At 56.0% G+C, this 22,326-nt stretch carries 21 protein-coding genes and 3 tRNA genes; 13 read left to right on the plus strand and 11 right to left on the minus strand.

What is annotated here, in order from left to right:
* Nucleotides 1-54: 54 nt before the first annotated feature.
* From KB892_RS23315 to KB892_RS23325, 3 genes are all read right to left on the minus strand, one after another.
* Nucleotides 55-130: transfer RNA gene (locus KB892_RS23315), tRNA-Gly, on the minus strand.
* 72 nt (nt 131-202) lie between these two features.
* Nucleotides 203-278 (minus strand) — tRNA-Gly (locus tag KB892_RS23320).
* A 68-nt stretch (nt 279-346) separates the two neighbouring features.
* Nucleotides 347-422, minus strand: a tRNA-Gly gene (locus tag KB892_RS23325).
* Nucleotides 423-716: 294 nt separating this feature from the next.
* On the opposite strand from KB892_RS23325, the gene KB892_RS23330 reads away from it, so the two are divergent.
* Nucleotides 717-1,448 carry a transporter substrate-binding domain-containing protein gene (locus tag KB892_RS23330; RefSeq protein WP_002885539.1) on the plus strand — a complete coding sequence of 244 codons (732 nt, stop codon included), beginning with the start codon at nt 717-719 and terminating at the stop codon, nt 1,446-1,448.
* Between the two features lie 43 nt (nt 1,449-1,491).
* Here the strand turns inward: KB892_RS23330 and orn are convergent, their stop codons facing one another.
* Entirely contained in the window at nt 1,492-2,037 is a 546-nt protein-coding gene (gene orn / locus KB892_RS23335) for an oligoribonuclease (protein ID WP_002885538.1), read from the minus strand.
* 94 nt (nt 2,038-2,131) lie between these two features.
* Here orn and rsgA point away from each other — a divergent pair, with 94 nt between their 5' ends.
* The 3 genes from rsgA to mscM all read left to right on the plus strand — a co-directional run bounded on the left by rsgA (nt 2,132) and on the right by mscM (nt 7,669).
* A complete protein-coding gene (gene rsgA / locus KB892_RS23340; RefSeq protein ID WP_002885537.1) occupies nt 2,132-3,193 on the plus strand; it encodes a small ribosomal subunit biogenesis GTPase RsgA in 1,062 nt (353 codons plus the stop codon).
* Nucleotides 3,194-3,353: 160 nt separating this feature from the next.
* Nucleotides 3,354-4,316 (plus strand): archaetidylserine decarboxylase, encoded by a 963-nt coding sequence (gene asd / locus KB892_RS23345; RefSeq protein WP_002885536.1) that lies wholly within the window; start codon nt 3,354-3,356, stop codon nt 4,314-4,316.
* Nucleotides 4,317-4,339: 23 nt separating this feature from the next.
* Complete coding sequence (mscM, locus tag KB892_RS23350; RefSeq protein ID WP_004146716.1) at nt 4,340-7,669, plus strand: miniconductance mechanosensitive channel MscM; 3,330 nt, start codon at nt 4,340-4,342, stop codon at nt 7,667-7,669.
* A gap of 37 nt (nt 7,670-7,706) precedes the next feature.
* Here the strand turns inward: mscM and yjeM are convergent, their stop codons facing one another.
* The gene (gene yjeM, locus KB892_RS23355; protein WP_004198699.1) at nt 7,707-9,209 is read right to left on the minus strand and encodes a glutamate/gamma-aminobutyrate family transporter YjeM; all 1,503 of its coding nucleotides are present in this window, start codon (nt 9,207-9,209) and stop codon (nt 7,707-7,709) included.
* Between the two features lie 182 nt (nt 9,210-9,391).
* On the minus strand, nt 9,392-10,369 hold the full coding sequence (gene epmA, locus KB892_RS23360; protein ID WP_004146714.1) for an elongation factor P--(R)-beta-lysine ligase: 978 nt from the start codon (nt 10,367-10,369) through the stop codon (nt 9,392-9,394).
* A 275-nt stretch (nt 10,370-10,644) separates the two neighbouring features.
* On the opposite strand from epmA, the gene frdA reads away from it, so the two are divergent.
* The 5 genes from frdA (at nt 10,645) to KB892_RS23385 (ending at nt 14,585) form a co-directional block, all read left to right on the plus strand.
* Complete coding sequence (frdA, locus tag KB892_RS23365; protein ID WP_004152023.1) at nt 10,645-12,435, plus strand: fumarate reductase (quinol) flavoprotein subunit; 1,791 nt, start codon at nt 10,645-10,647, stop codon at nt 12,433-12,435.
* A complete protein-coding gene (frdB, locus tag KB892_RS23370; RefSeq protein WP_002885531.1) occupies nt 12,428-13,162 on the plus strand; it encodes a fumarate reductase iron-sulfur protein in 735 nt (244 codons plus the stop codon). The genes frdA and frdB overlap by 8 nt, the downstream gene beginning before the upstream one ends.
* Before the next feature lie 10 nt (nt 13,163-13,172).
* The gene (gene frdC, locus KB892_RS23375) at nt 13,173-13,568 is read left to right on the plus strand and encodes a fumarate reductase subunit FrdC (protein ID WP_002885530.1); all 396 of its coding nucleotides are present in this window, start codon (nt 13,173-13,175) and stop codon (nt 13,566-13,568) included.
* A gap of 10 nt (nt 13,569-13,578) precedes the next feature.
* Nucleotides 13,579-13,938 carry a fumarate reductase subunit FrdD gene (gene frdD / locus KB892_RS23380; RefSeq protein WP_002885526.1) on the plus strand — a complete coding sequence of 120 codons (360 nt, stop codon included), beginning with the start codon at nt 13,579-13,581 and terminating at the stop codon, nt 13,936-13,938.
* Nucleotides 13,939-14,051: 113 nt separating this feature from the next.
* Entirely contained in the window at nt 14,052-14,585 is a 534-nt protein-coding gene (locus KB892_RS23385) for a lipocalin family protein (protein ID WP_002885523.1), read from the plus strand.
* On the opposite strand, the gene sugE is transcribed toward KB892_RS23385, so the two are convergent.
* The 4 genes from sugE to efp all read right to left on the minus strand — a co-directional run bounded on the left by sugE (nt 14,582) and on the right by efp (nt 16,120).
* Entirely contained in the window at nt 14,582-14,899 is a 318-nt protein-coding gene (gene sugE / locus KB892_RS23390) for a quaternary ammonium compound efflux SMR transporter SugE (protein WP_002885521.1), read from the minus strand. The two genes, KB892_RS23385 and sugE, sit on opposite strands and share 4 nt — an antisense overlap.
* Before the next feature lie 143 nt (nt 14,900-15,042).
* Complete coding sequence (ecnB, locus tag KB892_RS23395) at nt 15,043-15,189, minus strand: lipoprotein toxin entericidin B (protein ID WP_002885518.1); 147 nt, start codon at nt 15,187-15,189, stop codon at nt 15,043-15,045.
* A gap of 159 nt (nt 15,190-15,348) precedes the next feature.
* Nucleotides 15,349-15,480 (minus strand): entericidin A/B family lipoprotein, encoded by a 132-nt coding sequence (locus KB892_RS23400; protein ID WP_002885511.1) that lies wholly within the window; start codon nt 15,478-15,480, stop codon nt 15,349-15,351.
* Between the two features lie 73 nt (nt 15,481-15,553).
* Nucleotides 15,554-16,120 carry an elongation factor P gene (gene efp / locus KB892_RS23405; protein WP_002885506.1) on the minus strand — a complete coding sequence of 189 codons (567 nt, stop codon included), beginning with the start codon at nt 16,118-16,120 and terminating at the stop codon, nt 15,554-15,556.
* Nucleotides 16,121-16,161: 41 nt separating this feature from the next.
* Between efp and epmB the strand changes: the two genes are divergently transcribed.
* Nucleotides 16,162-17,190 (plus strand): EF-P beta-lysylation protein EpmB, encoded by a 1,029-nt coding sequence (gene epmB, locus KB892_RS23410; protein ID WP_002885500.1) that lies wholly within the window; start codon nt 16,162-16,164, stop codon nt 17,188-17,190.
* A 121-nt stretch (nt 17,191-17,311) separates the two neighbouring features.
* Here the strand turns inward: epmB and KB892_RS23415 are convergent, their stop codons facing one another.
* Nucleotides 17,312-17,956 (minus strand): winged helix-turn-helix domain-containing protein, encoded by a 645-nt coding sequence (locus KB892_RS23415; RefSeq protein ID WP_002885498.1) that lies wholly within the window; start codon nt 17,954-17,956, stop codon nt 17,312-17,314.
* A gap of 480 nt (nt 17,957-18,436) precedes the next feature.
* On the opposite strand from KB892_RS23415, the gene KB892_RS23420 reads away from it, so the two are divergent.
* From KB892_RS23420 to KB892_RS23430, 3 genes are read left to right on the plus strand one after another with little or no spacing between them, the layout of a single operon-like run.
* A complete protein-coding gene (locus tag KB892_RS23420) occupies nt 18,437-19,000 on the plus strand; it encodes a fimbrial protein (RefSeq protein WP_004200767.1) in 564 nt (187 codons plus the stop codon).
* A 57-nt stretch (nt 19,001-19,057) separates the two neighbouring features.
* Nucleotides 19,058-19,744 (plus strand): fimbrial biogenesis chaperone, encoded by a 687-nt coding sequence (locus KB892_RS23425; RefSeq protein WP_004152418.1) that lies wholly within the window; start codon nt 19,058-19,060, stop codon nt 19,742-19,744.
* A gap of 35 nt (nt 19,745-19,779) precedes the next feature.
* Entirely contained in the window at nt 19,780-22,323 is a 2,544-nt protein-coding gene (locus KB892_RS23430; protein WP_004199140.1) for a fimbria/pilus outer membrane usher protein, read from the plus strand.
* The last annotated feature ends 3 nt before the right edge of the window (nt 22,324-22,326 follow it).

Genomic DNA, 22,326 nt, shown 5'->3' on the forward strand with positions numbered 1-22,326 from the left:
AATCATCCCCGGCGCTGGATTGCACTGTGGATAAATAAGAGATGGAAGAAAATTTGGAGCGGGAAACGAGACTCGAACTCGCGACCCCGACCTTGGCAAGGTCGTGCTCTACCAACTGAGCTATTCCCGCTTAATCATCGTCATTCAAGCTACCGTCTAGCAACCTGAAAACTGCGACTGGTGTGGTGTGTCTTTCAAATTTTGGAGCGGGAAACGAGACTCGAACTCGCGACCCCGACCTTGGCAAGGTCGTGCTCTACCAACTGAGCTATTCCCGCTTAATCTTCGGCTTTCGCCCCGCATCTGCGAGATGAAATCCTTTGATCAGGATGGTGCTTTCAAATTTTGGAGCGGGAAACGAGACTCGAACTCGCGACCCCGACCTTGGCAAGGTCGTGCTCTACCAACTGAGCTATTCCCGCGTTACTGCATTTTTTGCCATATTTCGATGGCGTCGTAATTTGCATTTCTGCGTCGTTACGGGAGGCGCATTATACGAGAATTCGATGCCCCTGCAACCCCCTGACGATCACTTTTTTGCGTTTTTTGTTTAAATGGACATTTTCTCGCCATCTACGCCGCTGAATTGTATAAATAAGCGTCATAACGGGCAAAATCGCTTTTTCCGCCCGGCTGAATGACGCAAAATCGCTCGCATCATACAGCGGTGGCGCGACGTATAACGAGGCCACCCCGACGCCAAACAGGGAATTAGCATGAGAAAAGTCCTCACCGTCCTGCTGCTGAGCACGCTGGCCATCGGAACCGCGTCAGCCGAGACGCTCCATTTTGGCACCACCACGGCCAATCCACCGTTTGTCACCGCCAACGGCAAAAATCAGCCCGTTGGCTTCGATATCGATCTCGCGCACGCCCTGTGCCAGCAGATGCAGGCGCAGTGCCAGTTCACGGCGCAGCGTTTCGATACCCTGATCCCGGCTTTACGCTTTAAGAAATTTGACGCGGTGATTGCCGGCATAGAAGTGATCCCGATGCGTGAGAAGCAGGTCGCCTTCAGCCGACCCTATCGCCAGGCGCTCTCCGGGGTAGTGATCGTCAACAAAGATGTCGCCCATACCTTTGCCGATCTGAAAGCTAAAAAAGTCGGCGTGGTGAAAGGCACGCTGCATCAGCGCTACCTGCGTGATAAACAGAAAGCCGTACAGGCTGTCCCTTACGACGATGTCGCCAGCGCCCTGGCCGCGCTGAAAGCCGGGCAAATAACCGGCGTCATGGGCGACTTCGCCACCCTCGACGCCTGGCAGCAGGAGAACCCTGACTACGCCATCATGGATGAACGGGCCACCGACCCGGCTTATTACGGTAAGCAGTATGCGATTGCGGTGCGCAAAGACGATCCGGAGCTGCTGAACGCCATCAACGATGCCCTGGCCGCGGTCATGGCGACACCTGACTTCCAGCAGATGCAGCAGAAGTGGTTTAAATAACGCAGAAAAGTGTACCGGGCCGCGCACAGGGCCCGGTCGCGGTTTACAGCTTAATGAAGTGTTCGCGGTAGTAAGCCAGCTCGGCGACCGACTCGCGGATATCGTCCATCGCCTGATGAGTGCCCTGCTTTTTAAAGCCGTCGAGAATTTCCGGCTTCCAGCGGCGCGCCAGCTCTTTCAGCGTGCTAACGTCCAGATAGCGATAGTGGAAATAGGCTTCCAGTTGCGGCATGTACTTAAACAGGAAGCGACGATCCTGGCCGATACTGTTGCCGCAGATCGGCGACTTGCCCGCCGGCACCCACTGCTTAAGAAACTCAATGGTCGCCAGTTCGGCATCGTGCTCGCTGACGGTGCTGGCCTTTACGCGATCCACCAGACCGCTGCCGGTATGCGTCCGCACATTCCACTCGTCCATTAATGCCAACTGAGCGTCCGACTGATGCACCGCGATGGTCGGGCCCTCAGCCAGAATGTTCAGGTTGGCATCGGTCACCAGGGTGGCGATTTCGATAATGCGATCGCGCTCCGGATCCAGCCCTGTCATCTCAAGATCGATCCAAATGAGGTTGTTTTCATTTGCACTCATGCTATTTTCCACCCTTCTCGCGTGACTATATTCATCTAAAATAGCGTGTATCATAGAGGTTTTGCCCCATCAGGGCGACCAGGAGCCAGTTCGATTGAGTAAAAATAAACTCTCCAAAGGCCAGCAGCGCCGCGTCAAAGCCAACCACCAGCGCCGTCTGAAAACCACTGCGGAGAAGGCCGACTACGATGACAACCTGTTTGGCGAAACGTCGGAAGGCATTGTCATCAGTCGCTTTGGTATGCATGCCGACGTCGAATCCGCTGACGGCAGCGTGCATCGCTGCAATATCCGCCGGACGATCCGCTCGCTGGTCACCGGCGACCGCGTGGTCTGGCGGCCGGGCAAAGACGCCGCCGACGGCGTAAGCGTCAAAGGGATCGTCGAGGCGGTGCACGATCGCGCCTCCGTCCTGACGCGTCCGGATTTTTACGACGGCGTGAAGCCTATCGCCGCTAATATCGACCAGATCGTGGTGGTTTCCGCGATCCTGCCTGAGCTGTCGCTGAATATTATCGATCGCTATCTGGTGGCCTGCGAAGCGCAGGATATCGAGCCGCTCATTGTGCTGAATAAAATCGATCTGCTGGATGATGATGGTCTGCGCTTCGTCAATGAGCAAATGGATATCTACCGCAACATCGGTTACCGCGTGCTGCTGGTTTCCAGTCGGACTCAGGACGGCCTTAAGCCGCTGGAAGCGGCCCTGACCGACCGCATCAGTATCTTCGCCGGGCAGTCCGGGGTCGGTAAATCGAGCCTGCTGAACGCCCTGCTCGGGTTGAGCGAGGATCAGATCCTCACCAATGATGTCTCGGACGTTTCCGGCTTAGGTCAACACACCACCACCGCGGCACGCCTCTACCACTTCCCGCACGGCGGCGATGTGATTGATTCACCGGGGGTACGTGAGTTCGGCCTGTGGCATCTGGAAGCGGAACAAATCACCAACGGCTTTGTCGAATTCCATGATTATTTAGGCCGTTGCAAATATCGCGACTGTAAACACGATACCGATCCTGGCTGTGCGCTTCGCGAAGCGGTAGAGAACGGCAAGATCGCCGAAAGCCGTTTTGAGAACTACCACCGCATCCTGGAAAGCATGGCGCAGGTACAGGTAAAAACGCGTAAAAACTTTTCCTCGTCCGATGACTGATCATTAAGCTGAGCATCACGTCAGGCGCTGCCGGGCAGCGATGATGACGCAGCTTACGCGGATGCCATTTGGCGAGTTTTACGTATAGAATCGTCCCCTTTTTTCAGGTCCCCGCCCGCAGGCGGGGTCAGGAACGACATATCATGGCCTGGAGGCTACTTTGTTAAACGATCTTAAACTTTCACTGCAATACATTCTGCCTAAACTGTGGCTCACCCGCCTCGCAGGCTGGGGTGCGAGCAAACGCGCAGGTTGGCTGACGAAGCTGGTCATCGATCTGTTCGTGAAATACTACAAGGTCGATATGAAAGAGGCGCAGAAGCCGGATACCGCGGCTTATCGCACCTTCAACGATTTCTTCGTGCGCCCGCTGCGCGACGACGTTCGCCCGCTGAATACCGATCCAAACGTGCTGGTGATGCCGGCCGATGGCGTGATCAGCCAGCTTGGCGCCATTGAGAACGATAAAATCCTGCAGGCTAAAGGTCATGACTACAGTCTGGAAGCCCTGCTGGCCGGCAACTATCAGATGGCCGACCTGTTCCGTAACGGCAGCTTCGCCACCACCTACCTGTCGCCGCGCGACTATCACCGCGTACATATGCCGTGCAACGGCATCCTGCGCGAAATGATCTACGTTCCTGGCGACCTGTTCTCTGTTAACCACTTGACGGCGCAGAACGTCCCGAACCTGTTCGCCCGTAACGAGCGCGTCATCTGCCTGTTTGATACTGAGTTTGGCCCGATGGCGCAAATTCTGGTGGGCGCAACTATCGTCGGCAGCATTGAGACCGTGTGGTCCGGCACCGTGACCCCGCCGCGCGAAGGCATTATTAAACGCTGGACCTGGCCCGCTGGCGACAACGAAGGCTCCATCGCCTTGCTGAAAGGCCAGGAGATGGGCCGCTTCAAACTGGGTTCCACCGTGATCAACCTGTTTGCCCCGGGCCAGGTGAAGCTGGTCGACACGCTGCAAAGCCTGTCCGTGACCAAGATCGGCCAACCGCTGGCGACAGCAGTGGAAGCGACCGCCGCCGCTGAACCCGCGCCGTTACCGGAAGAAGAGATCCGCGCCGAACACCGCGCCAGCCCGCTGGTTGACGATAAACAAGATCAAGGTTAATTCTTCAGCAAAAGGGTTATGCCGTGCGCCTGATATACACTTTCCTGTTGGCCTTGAGCCTCAGTTTCGGGGCGTACGCTGCGACAGCCCCGGATGCTAAACAGATAACCCAGGAACTGGAACAGGCGAAGGCGGCAAAGCCCGCCCAGCCTGAAACCGTTGAAGTTCTGCAGTCCGCGCTGAACGCGCTTGAGGAGCGAAAATCATCCCTCGAGCGCGCCCGTCAGTATCAGGACGTTATCGACAATTTCCCCAAACTGTTTCAAAGCCTGCGTGCCCAGCTCAATAATCTGAGCGAAGAGCCGCGCCAGGTGCCAACCGGCCTGACCGCCGATGCGCTGAACCAGGAGATCCTGCAGGTCAGCAGCCAACTGCTGGAATCGAGCCGCCAGGCGCAGCAGGAGCAGGATCGCGCGCGTGAAATCGCCGACTCCCTGAACCAGCTGCCGCAGCAGCAAACCGATGCCCGTCGTCAGCTCAATGAGGTTGAGCGCCGCATCGGCACGCAAACCGGCAACAATGCTCTCGCCCAGGCGCAAAATCTTGCCCTGCAGGCGGAATCAGCGCGTCTGAAGGCGCTGGTGGATGAACTCGACCTCGCCCAGCTCTCCGCCAACAACCGCCAGGAGCTGTCGCGCGCCCGTTCCGAGCTGGCGCAAAAACAGAGCGAGCAGCTGGATGCCTATCTGCAGGCGCTGCGCAATCTGCAAAACAGCCAGCGCCAGCGGGAGGCGGAAAAGGCGCTGGAGAGTACCGAACTGCTGGCGGAGAACAGTGAAAACCTGCCGCCGGACATCACCGCCCAGTTTAAGGTCAACCGTGAGCTCTCCCAGGCGCTGAACCAGCAGGCGCAGCGCATGGATCTGGTGGCGTCCCAGCAGCGGCAGGCGACGAATCAAACGCTGCAGGTGCGCCAGGCGTTAAACACCCTGCGCGAGCAGTCGCAGTGGCTGGGCTCCTCCAATCTGCTGGGCGAAGCCCTGCGCGCCCAGGTGGCGCGGCTGCCGGAGCGCCCTCGCCCGCAGCAGCTGGATACGGAAATGGCGCAGCTGCGCGTGCAGCGTCTGCGCTTTGAAGATTTGCTGAGTAAGCAGCCGCAGCTGCGGCAGATCCGCCAGGCCGACGGCGAACCGCTGACCAGCGAGCAGAACAAGATCCTGCAGGCGCAGCTGCGCACGCAGAACGAGCTGCTGAACTCGCTGCTGCGCGGCGGCGACACCCTGATGCTGGAGCTCACCAAGCTGAAGGTCGCCAACGGCCAGCTGGAAGACGCGCTGAAAGAGATCAACGAAGCCACCCACCGCTATCTGTTCTGGACTTCGGACGTCAGCCCCATCGGCTTCTCCTGGCCGCTGGAGATCGTCCAGGATCTGCGGCGCCTGATCTCCCTGGATACCATCAGCGAACTGGGCAAAGCCAGCGCGATGATGCTTACCAGCAAAGAGACCCTGCTGCCGCTGTTTGCCGCCCTGCTGCTGGTTGGCTTTAGCATCAGTTCGCGGCGCCATTTCACCCGCTTTCTCGAGCGCTCCAGCGCCCGGGTGGGGAAAGTCACCCAGGATCACTTCTGGCTGACGCTGCGCACGGTCTTCTGGTCGATACTGGTGGCCTCGCCGCTGCCGGTGCTGTGGATGACGCTCGGCTATGGTCTGCAGTCCGCCTGGCCGTTCCCGCTGGCGGTGGCGATTGGCGATGGAGTCACCGCGACGGTGCCTTTGCTGTGGGTGGTGATGATCTGCGCCACCTTCGCCCGGCCAAACGGGCTGTTTATCGCCCACTTCGGCTGGCCGCGTAGCCGCGTGGCGAAGGCGATGCGCTACTACCTGATGAGCATCGGGCTGATTGTGCCGCTGATTATGGCGCTGATCATGTTCGATAATCTTAACGACCGCGAATTCTCCGCTTCGCTGGGCCGCCTGTGCTTCCTGCTGATCTGCGGCGCGCTGGCGGTGGTCACCCTGAGCCTTAAGCACGCCGGTATTCCGCTCTATCTGGATAAAGAGGGGAATGGCGATAATATGGTGAACCGCCTGCTGTGGAACCTGATGCTTGGCGCCCCGCTGGTGGCCATGCTGGCGGCCGCCGTCGGCTACCTCGCCACCGCCCAGGCGCTGCTTGCGCGTCTGGAAACCTCGGTCGCCATCTGGTTCCTGCTGCTGGTGGTCTATCACATCATCCGCCGCTGGATGCTGATCCAGCGCCGCCGGCTGGCCTTCGACCGGGCCCGCCATCGTCGCGCGGAAATTCTCGCTCAGCGCGCCCGCGGCGAAGATGAGCCCGTTCACGTCAGCAGCCCGGAAGGGTCGGTGGAGACGGAGGTCAGCGAGGTCGACCTCGATGCCATCAGTACCCAGTCGCTGCGGCTTGTCCGCTCCCTGCTGATGCTGATCGCGCTGCTATCGGTCATCGTGCTGTGGTCGGAAATTCACTCGGCGTTTGGCTTCCTTGAGAATATCTCGCTGTGGGACGTGACCTCGACGGTACAAGGGGTGGAAAGCCTTGAGCCTATTACGCTTGGCGCGGTGTTGATTGCCATTCTGGTGCTGATCATCACCACTCAGCTGGTACGCAACCTGCCCGCGCTGCTGGAACTGGCGATCCTCCAGCATCTCGATTTAACGCCCGGCACCGGCTACGCCATCACCACCATCACTAAGTATCTGCTGATGCTGGTCGGCGGGCTGGTGGGCTTCTCGATGATCGGTATCGAGTGGTCGAAGCTGCAGTGGCTGGTCGCCGCGCTGGGTGTGGGTCTCGGGTTTGGCCTGCAGGAGATCTTCGCCAACTTTATCTCCGGCCTGATTATCCTGTTTGAGAAGCCGATCCGCATCGGCGATACGGTCACCATTCGCGACCTGACGGGCAGCGTCACCCGCATTAATACCCGTGCGACCACCATCAGCGACTGGGACCGAAAAGAGATTATCGTGCCGAACAAGGCGTTCATTACCGAACAGTTTATCAACTGGTCGCTGTCGGACTCGGTTACCCGCGTGGTGCTGACGGTGCCGGCGCCTGTGGACGCCGATACCGAAGAGGTGACGAAAATTCTCATCGCCGCGGCGCATCGCTGCTCGCTGGTCATCGATACCCCGGCGCCGGAGGCGTTTCTCGTCGACCTGCAGCAGGGGATCCAGATTTTCGAGCTACGTATTTTTGCCGCGGAGATGGGGCACCGCATGCCGCTGCGCCATGAGATGCATCAGCTGATCCTGGCGGGCTTCCGCGAGCATGGCATTGATATGCCGTTCCCTCCGTTCCAGATGCGTCTGGAAAGTATTGACGGCAGGCAAAGCAGTAAAACCATGACCTCGGCCGGAAAAACCAGCCGCCGTACGGCTGGTAGCCTGTAAACCATCCCCTGCCCGGCTGCACCGCCGGGCAGGTTCTTTAACTCTCCATCACCAGCGCGCCGGACGCCATGCGCCGACGGTAGCTTTCGTAGATCCCCAGCGCCAGCAGTGAGAAGAAGATCGGTCCACCCACCATCCACAGGGTGCTGTTCCAGTCCCCGCTGTCGATGACGGGTTGGATAATGGTGAAGATATTGGCGAAGGTCACCACCAGCAGCACCACGCCGGTCGCCAGCAGCGTCGACGGACGGTTTTTGAAGATCACGAACGGCCGGTCAAGATGGGTTTTCGCCTTGAAGAACGGGAAGGCGATGGTCAGGAACAGATAAGGCAAGGTCATAGAGACATTGGTCATCAGCGTCAGCTTGTTATAAAACGCGGAAGCGCTATCCCCACCGAACGATACCAGTACGATAAACACCCCGACCAGCAGACACTGCAGCCACATCGCCGCGGCGGGCATTCCGTTGACGTTAAGGCGGGTCATCACCGACGGCCAGAGCGCTTTTGGCGTGCCCTGGATAATCGCTTTCAGAGGAGAATAGCTGAGGGTGAAGAACGCGCCGGTGTAAGCGAGAAACATCGACAGGCCGGTAATACGGGCGAACCAGACCCCGGTCAGGGCTGACGCCGCAGGGGTCAGGTGCAGGGCCTGGCCCAGCGTCGCCCCGAGGCTGGTCATCAGCACATAGGTGATGTTGCCGAGGTTGGTCGAACGCGCGCCAAGCACCTGCTGCCAGTTGGCGCTCACGCCCCACAGCACAATCGCCAGCGAGTAACCGATCGAGATAACGATCGCCGCGATGATAATACCTTTGGCAAAGTTCTTTTCCGGCTTATCGGTCTTATCCACTAAGCCACCAACCGCCTCAATTCCGCCATAGGCAAAGATGGCAAATACCACAAACGACAGCATCGCCATGCCCGACTGATACCCGGGATTAGGCGAAAGGGTGAAGTTTAACGGCTGGGCGAAATGACCGCCGTTAAGCAGAAGGATCGCCCCGCTCACCAGCAGCAGCACCAGGTTAAGCCCCATCACCGCGATACCGCCGACGGCGGTAATTTTAGCGATTTTATTGATCCCTTTGACGGCAATAAAGGTCACCACGACCATCCAGCAGGCCGCCAGAATACCGACCGTCTGCGTCGGCGTCAGGCTACCCAGCGCCCAGGTCTGGGTTTTGTCCGCGCCAAACAAAAAAGTAGATAGCGGGACCCAGATCTTAGCGGCGGTACTCACCATCCACACTACGTACGAGGCAAACCACATAAAGGTACCAATGAAGGCAAAGCGCGGCCCGACGCTGTGGTTCATCCAGGAATAGATCCCGCCCTCTTCGCGACGATAAGCTGAGCCCATCTCCGCCATCATCAGCGCGAACGGGATAAAGAAAAAGAGGGCGGAAAAAAGGTAAAACGGCATCGCGCTATAGCCCATCAGATAAAACGCCGATGGGCTGTTGGCAAAGCCAAACACCGAGGTGAAGATCATCAGAATCAGCCCGATCAGGCTCATCTTCTTGAGTTGTTGATGCATAAATCTATCCAAACGTGGGCATCGCCCGACGAGCGACGCCTGGCCTCATAAAAAGAGCGCGGATAGTAGCAAAATCACGGAGGGAAATTGTGGGTATTCGGGCTAAAGCCGGGGCGAGGGTGTCAGGTCCAGAGTCGTCTTTCACCTCCCCCACCCGGCGGCGGAGGGAGGTGAAAAAGCGATCAGGCGCGGTCTACCGTAAAGGCGATCACTTCGCCGATGCTTTCAGCGCCCAGCGCCAGCATGACCACGCGGTCAACGCCCAGCGCCACGCCGGAGCAGTCCGGCAGACCCGCCTCCAGCGCCGCCAGCAGGTTGTTATCGATGGGCTGCTGCGGAAGGCCGCGCGCGGCGCGTTTGCGGTTATCCTGCTCAAACCGCAGGCGCTGTTCATGGGCGTCGGTCAGCTCGTGGAAACCGTTCGCCAGCTCAATACCTTTGTAATAGACCTCAAAGCGCTCAGCGACCCGATGATCTTCCGGGCTGATCTGCGCTAAAGAGGCCTGAGTCGCCGGGAAATGATAAATGAACGTTGGTCGATCTTTGCCGATGTGCGGCTCCACGCCCATGGTGAACAGCAGCTGCAGCAGGGTATCGCGATCTTCTTCAGTATCGGCGATATTGCTCAGATCCAGCTTCGCTGCGACTTCACGCAGCTGTGCTTTATCGGCAGAGAGCGGGTCAATTTCCAGATGGCGCTGAAACGCCTGCTGATAGGAGAGACTTTCCGCCGGTTGGCACTCCAGCACCTGCTGCAGCAGATCGTCCACCTCATTGATCAGGCGATACATGTCATAGCATGGACGATACCACTCCAGCATGGTGAATTCCGGATTGTGATGACGCCCCATCTCTTCATTACGGAAGCTGCGGCACAGCTGGAAGACCGGGCCGCAACCTGCCGCCAGCAGGCGCTTCATGTGGTATTCCGGACTGGTCATCAGGTACAGGTTAAGCCCCTGAGAATGGCCCGGGCCGACGAAACGGGTTTCGAACGGGAACAAATGAATATCCGTTACCGTCGCCTGACTCATGCAAGGCGTCTCCACCTCCAGCACGCCGCGATCGGTAAAGAAACGGCGGATTTCCGCCATCACCGCCGCGCGCTTCAACAGATTGGGAATGGGTGCGCTCGGCTGCCAGGTTGCCGTCTCGCTCATGGTACTTTCTCCGATTGCAAATTAAGGGCACGAAGTCTACTCGCAACCGGCGAGTGAAACAAATTTTGTGCAATATCCGGCAGACTACATGCCATTAATCTATCGTTAACCCTGACGCATAAATACCACTGATAAATAACCGCACATATCGATAAAAAAATCGAACACGTCAATTTTCCATACTGACCCTAAGGCTATACTCCTGTACCTATAAAGGAGCAGTGATACTTTTTCGCCAGCCCGGCGGCGAAATACACTAAAACTGGAGGAATGTCGTGCAAACTTTTCAAGCCGATCTCGCCGTAATTGGCGCCGGCGGGGCAGGCCTTCGTGCCGCTATCGCCGCCGCTCAGGCCAACCCCAACGCTAAAATCGCCCTGATTTCTAAAGTCTATCCGATGCGCAGCCATACGGTCGCTGCAGAAGGGGGGTCCGCAGCCGTTGCCCAGGATCACGATAGCTTTGAGTACCATTTTCACGACACCGTCGCGGGAGGCGACTGGCTGTGCGAGCAGGATGTCGTCGACTATTTTGTTCATCACTGCCCGACGGAAATGACCCAGCTGGAGCAGTGGGGATGCCCATGGAGCCGCCGCCCCGACGGCAGCGTCAACGTCCGGCGCTTCGGTGGCATGAAAATCGAACGCACCTGGTTTGCCGCCGACAAAACCGGCTTCCACATGCTGCATACCCTCTTCCAGACCTCCCTTCAGTTTCCCCAAATTCAGCGCTTTGACGAACATTTCGTCCTTGACCTGCTGGTCGATGACGGGCAGGCCCGCGGCCTGGTGGCGATGAATATGATGGAAGGCACCCTGGTGCAGATCCGCGCTAACGCCGTGGTGCTGGCTACCGGCGGCGCCGGGCGCGTCTACCGCTACAACACCAACGGCGGCATCGTCACCGGTGACGGGATGGGGATGGCCCTGGGCCATGGCGTGCCGCTGCGCGACATGGAATTCGTTCAGTATCACCCGACCGGCCTGCCGGGCTCCGGGATCCTGATGACCGAAGGCTGCCGCGGCGAAGGCGGGATTCTGGTCAACAAAAACGGCTACCGCTATCTGCAGGATTACGGCATGGGCCCGGAAACCCCGCTCGGCGAACCGAAGAATAAATATATGGAGCTAGGCCCACGCGACAAAGTGTCCCAGGCCTTCTGGCACGAGTGGCGGAAAGGGAACACCATCCCGACGCCGCGCGGCGACGTGGTCTACCTCGATCTCCGCCACCTCGGCGAGAAAAAACTACTGGAGCGTCTGCCGTTTATCTGTGAACTGGCGAAAGCCTACGTCGGCGTCGATCCGGTGAAAGAGCCGATCCCGGTGCGCCCGACCGCGCACTACACCATGGGCGGTATTGAAACCGATCAGCAGTGCGAAACCCGGATCAAAGGGCTGTTTGCCGTGGGCGAATGCTCGTCCGTTGGCTTACATGGCGCCAACCGTCTGGGCTCCAACTCGCTGGCCGAGCTGGTGGTCTTCGGCCGCCTGGCCGGGGAGCAGGCCATGCAGCGCGCCGCTCAGGCGGGCGAGGCAAACGGCGCCGCCCTCGATGCGCAGGCTGCCGATGTGGAGCACCGCCTGAAAGATCTCGTCAAACAGGAAGGTAACGAAAACTGGGCGAAAATTCGCGATGAAATGGGGCTGTCGATGGAGGAAGGCTGCGGCATCTACCGCACGCCGGAGCTGATGCAGAAAACGATCGACAAGCTGGCTGAACTGCAGGAGCGCTTTAAGCGCGTGCGCATTACCGATAACTCCAGCGTGTTCAATACCGATCTGCTTTACACCATTGAGCTGGGGCACGGTTTAAACGTTGCCGAATGTATGGCGCACTCGGCCATCGCCCGTAAAGAATCGCGCGGGGCGCACCAGCGTCTGGATGAAGGCTGTACCGAACGCGACGACGTCAACTTCCTCAAGCACACTCTCGCCTTCCGCGAGGCCGATGGCACTACCCGTCTGGAATATGGCGATGTGAAGATCACCACGCTGCCGCCGGCAAAACGTGTCTATGGCGCAGAAGCGGACGCGGCTGAGAAGAAGGAGACCACCCATGGCTGAGATGAAAAACCTGAAAGTCGAAGTGGTGCGCTACAATCCGGAGGTCGACACCGCACCGCACAGCGCATTCTATGACGTGCCTTACGATGAACAGACCTCGCTGCTGGACGCGCTGGGCTTCATCAAAGACAACCTGGCGCCAGACCTGAGCTACCGCTGGTCCTGCCGAATGGCAATCTGCGGTTCCTGCGGCATGATGGTCAACAAGGTGCCGAAGCTGGCCTGCAAAACCTTCCTGCGCGATTACACCAAAGGCATCAAGGTGGAGGCATTGGCCAACTTCCCGATCGAGCGCGATCTGGTGGTGGACATGACCCACTTTATCGAAAGCCTGGAAGCCATTAAGCCGTATATCATCGGCAATAACCGCACGCCTGACCAGGGGCCAAACAAGCAGACCCCGGCCCAGATGGCGAAATACCATCAGTTTTCCGGCTGCATCAACTGCGGGCTGTGCTATGCCGCCTGCCCGCAGTTCGGCCTGAACCCGGAATTTATCGGCCCGGCGGCGATCACCCTCGCCCACCGCTATAACGAAGACAGCCGCGACCACGGTAAAAAGGAACGCATGGCGCAGCTTAACGGCCAGAATGGCGTCTGGACCTGTACTTTCGTTGGCTACTGCTCGGAAGTGTGTCCGAAGCACGTCGACCCGGCGGCCGCGATCCAGCAGGGCAAGGTGGAAAGCTCGAAAGACTTTCTTATCGCCACCCTGAAACCACGCTAAGGAGCGCATTATGACGACGAAACGCAAACCCTACGTGCGACCAATGACCTCCACCTGGTGGAAAAAGCTGCCGTTTTATCGCTTCTACATGGTACGGGAAGGCACGGCGGTACCGACGGTATGGTTTAGCATTGTGCTGATTTATGGGCTGTTTGCCCTCAAGCACGGCGCCGAGAGCTGGGCGGGATATATCGGATTCCTGCAAAACCCGGTGGTGGTAATCCTCAACCTGATTACTCTGGCGGCGGCGCTGCTGCACACCAAAACCTGGTTTGAGCTGGCGCCGAAAGCCGCCAACGTCATCATCAAAGGCGAAAAAATGGGGCCAGAGCCGGTCATTAAAGGGCTCTGGGTGGTGACGGCGGTGGTCACCGTGGTGATCCTGTTTGTCGCCCTGTTCTGGTAAGGAGGCTGAGATGATTAATCCCAATCCGAAACGTTCCGATGAACCCGTATTCTGGGGGCTGTTTGGCGCAGGCGGCATGTGGGGCGCGATCGTCGCGCCGGTGATGGTGCTGCTGGTCGGCATCCTGCTGCCGCTGGGGCTCGCCCCGGCCGACGCCTTTAGCTATGAGCGTGTGCTGGCCTTTGCCCAAAGCTTTATCGGCCGCGCATTCATCTTTCTGATGATTGTCCTGCCGCTGTGGTGTGGGTTGCATCGTATTCACCACGCCATGCACGATCTGAAAATCCATGTGCCCAACGGTAAATGGGTCTTCTACGGCCTGGCGGCAATCCTCAGCGTCATCACCCTCGTTGGCGTACTATTTATCTGATCCTGCAAGAGCCCGGTCGCATTTCTGCTACCGGGCTCGCTTCATAGAAAAATCTTGCCGCCTTTTCCCTGCTGGACTCTACACTTAGCTTAAAAGCCAGCAAGGAGCATGCCATGCGTATCCTGCCGATAATCACCGCGATTGCCGTCTCGTTCCTGTCTGTCGCCTGCAGCACGCCCGCCCCGCCGCCGGGCGTCACCGTGGTCAGTCCCTTCGACGTTCAGCGCTATCTGGGTACCTGGTATGAAATCGCCCGCTTTGACCACCCTTTTGAAAGCGGGCTGGAAAAGGTCACGATCGCCTGGCACCCACGCGATGACGGTGGCCTGGACGTGGTCAATAAAGGCTATAACCCCGACCGTGGTATGTGGCAGAAAACGGACGGGGTAGCGTACTTTACCGGGGAGCCCAGCCGCGCCGCGCTGAAGATTTCCTTCTTCGGCCCTTTCTACGGCAGCTATAACGTCATTGCTCTGGATAAGGAGTATCGTTACGCGCTGGTCTGCGGCCCCGATCGCGACTATCTCTGGCTGCTGGCCCGGGCGCCGACCATCGCCCCGGAGGTCAGGCAGCAGATGCTGGACATTGCCACCCGACAGGGCTTTGATGTCGGCAAACTGGTCTGGGTCAATCAGCGCTATGATTAGTGCGCGCTGATCTTCAGGCCAATGATGCCAATCACGATACAGACAAGGCTGGCGATACGCATGGCGCTGGCGGATTCCCCTAACAGCACAATACCGGTCACGGCGGCGCCCACGGCGCCGATCCCGGTCCAGACGGCGTAGGCGGTACCTACCGGTAGGGTTTTCATCGCCCATGAGAGCAGCGCCATGCTGGCCACCATCGCCACGATGGTGATAACGCTGGGAACCAGGCGGCTAAAGCCATGGGTATATTTCAGGCCGACGGCCCACACCACTTCCAGCAGGCCAGCGATAAACAAGACTATCCAGGACATAAGGCTCCTTTGCTGGGGCCGTCCCCGGATGAGAAACGCTTACGGGTCGTCCCGTAAGGTGGATGAAAAGTCGTGGTGAGTATATCCAACGGAATGAGAGAAGTGAAGAACGGTACGGCGCTAAACCGTACCGTTGACGGCGTTTATTGCTGAGCTTTGGTTGCCGCGCCAGAGATTGCGTTGCCGCCGTCTGAAATATCCTCACCGACACCGCGCGTGGTGTTACAAGCGGTCAGTGCTGAAGAGAGGACCAAAACCGTAAAGAACGCTGCAATCGTTTTTTTCACCATAATGTCATCCTTAGTGTCAGTTTTGTTTTCATGCCCTATAAGCATAGACAAACCGTCCAAAGATGAAGGGATCTTTGCGATTTTTAAGAGAAAAGGAGTATGCGTGGAGGAGGCTGACATACCGGGAGGCAAGCGCCATTAACGAAACGGCAGGGAAATTCAGCTCACAGCGTGAGAGATAGCGTGGCCCAGGCCCTGAATATCTTCACCCACACCGCGGGCGGTATTGCAGCCAGCCAACAGTGCGCTGCTCAGAAAGAGTAACACCAGGAGTTTAACGCTGCGCTTCATGTATCGTGCTCGTTGTGCCTGTACGAAAAGAGCGGCGCAGCACGGAGGCTACGCCGGTCATCATGACGCGAAATTACTTCACGCGGGATACATATTCGCCAGAGCGAGTATCCACTTTAATCACTTCGCCGATCTGAACGAACAGCGGAACTTTAACCACCGCGCCAGTAGACAGGGTCGCCGGTTTACCGCCGGTACCCGCGGTGTCGCCTTTCAGGCCTGGATCGGTTTCAATGATTTCCAGCTCAACGAAGTTCGGCGGGGTGACCGCGATCGGCTGGCCGTTCCACAGGGTCACGATGCACTCAGCCTGATCCAGCAGCCATTTAGCGTTGTCACCGATCGCTTTCGCGTCAGCAGACAGCTGCTCGAAGGTTTCGTTGTTCATGAAGTGCCAGAACTCACCGTCGTTGTACAGGTAAGTCAGGTTCATATCGACAACGTCCGCGCCTTCTGCGGAATCGGTAGATTTGAAAGTTTTCTCAACGCGGGTACCGGTCAGCAGACGGCGCAGCTTAACGCGCGCAAACGCCTGGCCTTTACCTGGTTTAACGAATTCGCTGGCTTCTACCGCATAAGGTTCGCCATCTAACATGATTTTAAGACCAGCACGAAAATCGTTGCTATAGTAAGTCGCCATAAGGCCCTCTGAAATTGTTTAACTGGTAGCTAAGCCACAAAATGGCGCATATTGTAACCCTAAATACCCCATCCAGAGAAGATTGGATAACGCAACTTGCCAATGTTGTGACCAGTCCTGATGAACTGCTGCGTCTTTTAAATGTAGACGCTGATGAAAAACTGCTGGCCGGACGCGAGGCCAGACGCCTGTTCCCGCTGCGCGTCCCGCGCGCGTTTATCGCCCGCATGGAGAAAGGCAACCCTAACGATCCGCTGCTTCGTCAGGTACTTACCGCCGAGGAAGAGTTTATCGTCGCCCCCGGCTACTCCACCGATCCGCTGGAAGAACAGCACAGCGTGGTGCCCGGTCTGTTGCACAAATATCGCAACCGGGCCCTGCTGCTGGTGAAAGGCGGTTGTGCAGTCAATTGCCGTTATTGTTTCCGCCGCCACTTCCCTTATGCCGAAAATCAGGGCACCAGGCGCAACTGGCAGACAGCGATGGACTACATCGCGGCGCATCCGCAGCTTGATGAAATCATCTTCTCCGGCGGCGACCCGCTGATGGCAAAGGACCATGAGCTTGACTGGCTAATGACCCAGCTGGAAGCTATTCCGCACGTTAAGCGTCTGCGTATTCACAGCCGCCTGCCAATTGTGATCCCGGCGCGCATCACCGAGACGCTGGCCAGCCGCTTCCAGCGTTCGTCGCTGCAGGTGATCCTGGTTAACCACGTTAACCACGCCAATGAAATTGACGGTGAGTTTCGCGCGGCGATGGCCATGCTGCGTCAGGCGGGCGTCACGCTGCTCAACCAGAGCGTGCTGCTGCGCGGGGTGAACGACAACGCGCAAACCCTGGCCGACCTCAGCAATGCGCTGTTTGACGCCGGGGTAATGCCCTACTACTTACATGTGCTGGATCGGGTGCAGGGGGCGGCGCACTTCATGGTCAGCGATGATGAAGCCCGTGAAATCATGCGTGAACTATTGACCCTCATCTCCGGCTATATGGTGCCGAAGCTGGCGCGCGAGATTGGCGGGGAACCCAGCAAGACGCCGCTGGATTTAGGGCTGAAGCAGCGTTAATAAACTGAAGGTCTGCCAGGACGTTCTGGCAGACCTTCGGATAGGAAGATTTCGACAGACGGGTGTTAAGGTGACCAGCAAATGACTATCGCACCGCGCTATAACCCCTGGGTGCGACGAGCTACCGGTTTAGCACGACCAACACAATAATATTAATTACAATCATCACGACAATTAGCGCGATTAACCATATGGGTATTTTAAAAGTAACATGTAACCGCTCAGATACTTTTTCACCTTCTTCCGGTTTATTTGCCATCAAATCACTGCCATGATTTGATGAGTTTTCTATTAGTGGAAGATTTAAATGAGTGTCAGGTTTTTCCTTATCTTCAGAAATAAAGCCAACAACTTTATTATTCTGATAATGCGTTAATGTCACCCGGTTCATATTCTCACACTCTTCATCAGAGAGAGGAATGACCAATGTATTCGGAGCGACGCTAAAGCCTTTTTGCCGGACGGTGATAATGATATCCTCAGATAGCCCAGCTTTTACCAGCGATTTTCGCAGCAAAGAGATATTTTGATAGAACGTATTTTGCGAAACGACCACCCCCCGTGTTTCCCATACAGCCGCCAGGAACTCATCCCGTGAAATGACTTTGCCGCAATTCTGCAAAAGCAGCAGCAAGCATCTGGCGGTTGGCGCATTGAGGCTGATGCACTCCCCGTCCCCGGCAAGCGGCCGCAGCTCATTCATATTGGCATTAAATATAATCTCCTGATTAATTATACACCCATTAAATAATACTGCGTCATCCATATCCTTGCCCCACGTAACCCTATTATCCATAATAAAATCAAATGATTTCAACCAAACGATTATGTGAACACTCTTGTTTCAGATGGAAACAGGTACATTTCACATTGAAGTTCAGCCCACAGGATACCGCAGATAAAAAAACAAGCGATAGCTAACTTGCTTAATGGTCACATTTTCAGATTAAATTAATCTCAACTGGAATCCACATCTCATCAGAGAGGGGGGCAGCATTAAATTCACGGGTGCTTCATCAATAATTCACAAGCATTTTTTGCACCAGACTTTTAAATTACTCCCGCTTCTCCATGGTTCGCTATGGCAAGCGATATGGTAGCGTCGTTCAACAGGATGATTGGTCTCAGCACTATATAAAGGAAAGCTGACGCTTATTTTCAATATCAATGCGAATGCATACTCCATTCCCTTGATAACTGTTATCGATTCTACACAGGACTAAGTATCTATATATGGATTAATTAAATGAAAAAGACAATCGTAGCTGTAATGGTCGCTGCATCTGCAGTGCTGAGTGCTCAGGCAATGGCAACCAACACCGCTCAGGTAACTGTACTGGGTGAAGTCTCTGATGCAGCTAACTCTTGCGTCGTGACCCCAACCGGTACTCTGAATAGCGGTATCGTTCAGCTGATCACCGTAACCACTGCCGAAGCGAATGCAGAATCAGCGGGTACCCTGTTCAAAACTCAGGATTTCGGTTTTGACGTAAAAGACTGTGCACAGGGCAGCGCTACACCGGTTACTGGCGTAACTGTAAACGTTTCCGGTATTACTTCCAGCGACAATACCATCCTGGACAACACTGCTTCTAATGGTGCAACCGGTATTGGTATCGGTATCCAGCGCATCAGCGATTCCCATCGCGTAGCCTTCGACGGTTCCGACACTATGACCGAAAGCTACTCTGCCGCTAGCGGTACTCAGCTGAAATACACCACTGGTTATGTAAGAACCAACGCCGCGACCCCGGTAACTGAAGGTCCGGTTAAAGGTGTTGCGACCTTTACTATCGATTACACCCTCTAATTTTTTCCGAAGGGCACCGCTTTACGGCGGGCCCTTTTTCGCATTCAGAGAAAAACCATGTTCAGGACCTTATTAAATCTCACCGCATCCTGTGTATTACTCCTCAGCAGTATTGCCCACGCCGGTATTGTCATTGAATCCACCCGCTATCTTTATAAAGAAGGTGCACGGGAAATTACCGCGCAAATCGAAAATAAAGATGATATTCCCTATCTGATTAAATCTTGGGTTGAAACCCCGGCAGGGAAAGCGCCTTCTTTTATGGCTACCCCGCCGCTGTTCCGCCTTGAGGGAAAACAGCAGAATACGGTGCGTCTGTTTTCAACTGGAAACGTTAATGCCCCGACTGACCGCGAATCTTTGTACTATTTTAACGTGATGGCAATTCCTCCGGCTGATGATGAAAAAGCCAGCACCAATACCATTCAACTGGCGGTCCGCCACCGCATGCGCCTGGTCTATCGTCCCAAGACGCTTTTCGATCTATCCCCTAATACGGAAGCGAAAAAGCTCGAATGGCGTAAAGCTGGCACTAAATTAACGATCAAAAATCCGACACCGTTTTTTTACTATTTCCATAGCATTCAGATCGGTGGCAAAGAAGTGAAACCAGAAGTCAACTCGGTCGCTCCAATGACCACTAAAGAGGTGACGCTAAAAGAAAACATCAGCGCCTCCAGCATTACCTGGAAGATCGTCAATGATTATGGCGGAGCAGGGTCGCTCTATTCCTCATCGCTGTAATAAGAAATTTATTTTATCATTATAGGGATGTGTCTATGCCAAATAAGAATAATGGATTATTCAAACTATCCACTGTCTTTATCGCAATGCTTTCGGCATTGCTTTCTGGTTTGAATAATAAAGCGCAAGCACGTGACTTTTTCGATCCCTCATTCATTAGCTCATTGAATGGTAGCGATCCATCAACCACTCCCGATTTATCCATATTTCAGACTCAGAACGCGCAGGCGCCAGGGGATTATCGGGTCGATATTATGTTTAATGGCCGCTACCTGGACACCAGGACCATAAAGTTTGTCGCCAACAATCGCGCCAGCAGCGATAACCGCGAACCCGCTCTGGTTCCCTGCCTGAGTCTAAAAGCACTCGCGGAATATGGCGTAAGGATAAAAGCCTTTCCAGAGTTAGCCGAGGATCAAAACGGCTGTGCAAACTTTTCTGTCATTCCTGACACCAAAGCAGATTTTGACTTTACCGCCCAGCGCTTAAATATCTCTATTCCGCAGGCGGCCTTATCCACCACCGCACAGGGATATATTCCACCGGATCAGTTTGATGACGGCATCAACGCGTTATTGGTGAACTATCAGTTCAGCGGCTCAAACGACATGCAGGCCAATGATGAATACTACAGTCTGAATCTGCAGTCCGGCCTCAACGTTGGCCCGTGGCGCATCCGTAACCTCAGCACCTGGAATAAAAACAACAGCGGTGCCGGGGACTGGGATTCCGCCTATCTCTATATGCAGCGCAGCATCCGCTCCATCAATAGTAACCTTGTGATGGGTGAGAGTTCATCGCTCAACGGTATCTTCGACAGCGTGCCGTTTACCGGTATTCAGCTGGCCACCGATACGACGATGTTGCCGGAAAGTATGCGCGGCTATGCGCCAATTATTCGCGGTATCGCCAGAACCAATGCCCGCGTCATCATTAAACAAAACGGCTATCAGGTATACCAGACCTATGTCGCTCCCGGGGCGTTTGAAATCACCGATATGTACCCGAGCGGCGGTAGCGGCGACCTTTACGTCACAGTGGAGGAATCCGACGGATCGAAACAAGAATTTGTCGTGCCGTTCGCCACCCTGCCGGTGATGGTCCGTGAGGATCAGCTGGAATATGAGATCACATCTGGTAAATATCGCCCGTACGATGGCGGAGTCGATGAAACGCCGTTTACCCAAGCCACCGCGACCTACGGCGTCTCCAGCAGCCTGACGCTATATGGCGGCATGCAGGCGGCTTCGCGATATCAGGCGCTGTCGACAGGGCTTGGCTATAACCTTGGTGAACTGGGCGCCGCCTCGGCAGACGTCACCCAAGCCTGGTCAAAAAAGAAAGAGGATGAAAAGACTTCCGGACAGTCCTGGCGAGTTCGTTACGGGAAAAACATTGTCGAAACCGGCACCAACGTCACCATCGCCGGCTATCGCTACTCTACTCGCGGGTTTAATACGCTTTCCGAAGTACTGGATAGCTACTCTAATGACGGCAGTTATACCTCTCGTTCGCTACGCAACCGTACCAACCTGACGCTGAACCAAAGCCTGGGTAAAGGCCTCGGTAGCCTGTCGATAAGCGGATTGATTGAAGATTACTGGGATGATAAGCGTACCAACAAATCAATTAGCGTAGGATACAACGGCGGTTTCCGTAATGTGAACTACTACCTCGGCTACAGCTATAACCGCTACACCTGGAGCGGAGATAACTCTGGTAAGGATGCTCAGGACGATCAGCGCATCACTCTGACCGTAACGCTGCCACTGAGCAACTGGCTACCGGGCACTTACACCAGCTATCAATTAACTAACAGCAACCCGGGGTCTACCGATCAGTCTGTATCCATCGGTGGTAATGCGCTGGAGAACGACAGTCTGGAATGGAGCCTACATCAAGGGTACAGCAACCGCGAATACTACAGCGGCGATATGCGCGCAACCTATAACGGTGCCCGCGGTAGCGTTAATGCCGGCTATAGCTATGACAATAACAGCCAACGTATCGACTACGGCGCCAACGGCAGCATCCTTGCCCATGCCGATGGAATTACGCTGGGTCAGGATATCACCGACGCTGCCGTGCTGGTTAAAGCACCAGGGCTAGATGACGTCAGGCTGGCCAACGATAACACCATCTCCACCGACTATCGCGGCTACGCCATCGTCCCGTATGTTACGCCTTATCGTCGCACCGATATCACGCTCGACAGCACCACGCTTGGTGAAGATATGGAACTGCCAGAAACCACCAAGAGTGTTGTTCCGACGCGTGGCGCCATCGTGCGTGCAAGCTATGACGGCAATATCGGCCAGCGGGCCTTTGTGCACCTGAAAACAGCCAGTGGGCAGGATGTGCCTTATGGCGCGATGGTCCTACTCGTCGGCGACAGCAAATCGCAGCCAAGTATCGTCAGCGACGCTGGTATGGTTTATATGTCTGGCCTGCAGCAGACCGGGATCCTTAACGTCCAGTGGGGCAAAAGCGCCGCGCAGCAGTGCAATGCTTCATTTACTTTACCGACCAGGGAAGGCAAAGCGTCTGGCATCAGGCAAATCGAAACGATTTGCCGTTAGTCA

This window comes from Klebsiella sp. P1927, from assembly GCF_018204675.1.
GTDB classification, from domain to species: domain Bacteria; phylum Pseudomonadota; class Gammaproteobacteria; order Enterobacterales; family Enterobacteriaceae; genus Klebsiella; species Klebsiella pneumoniae.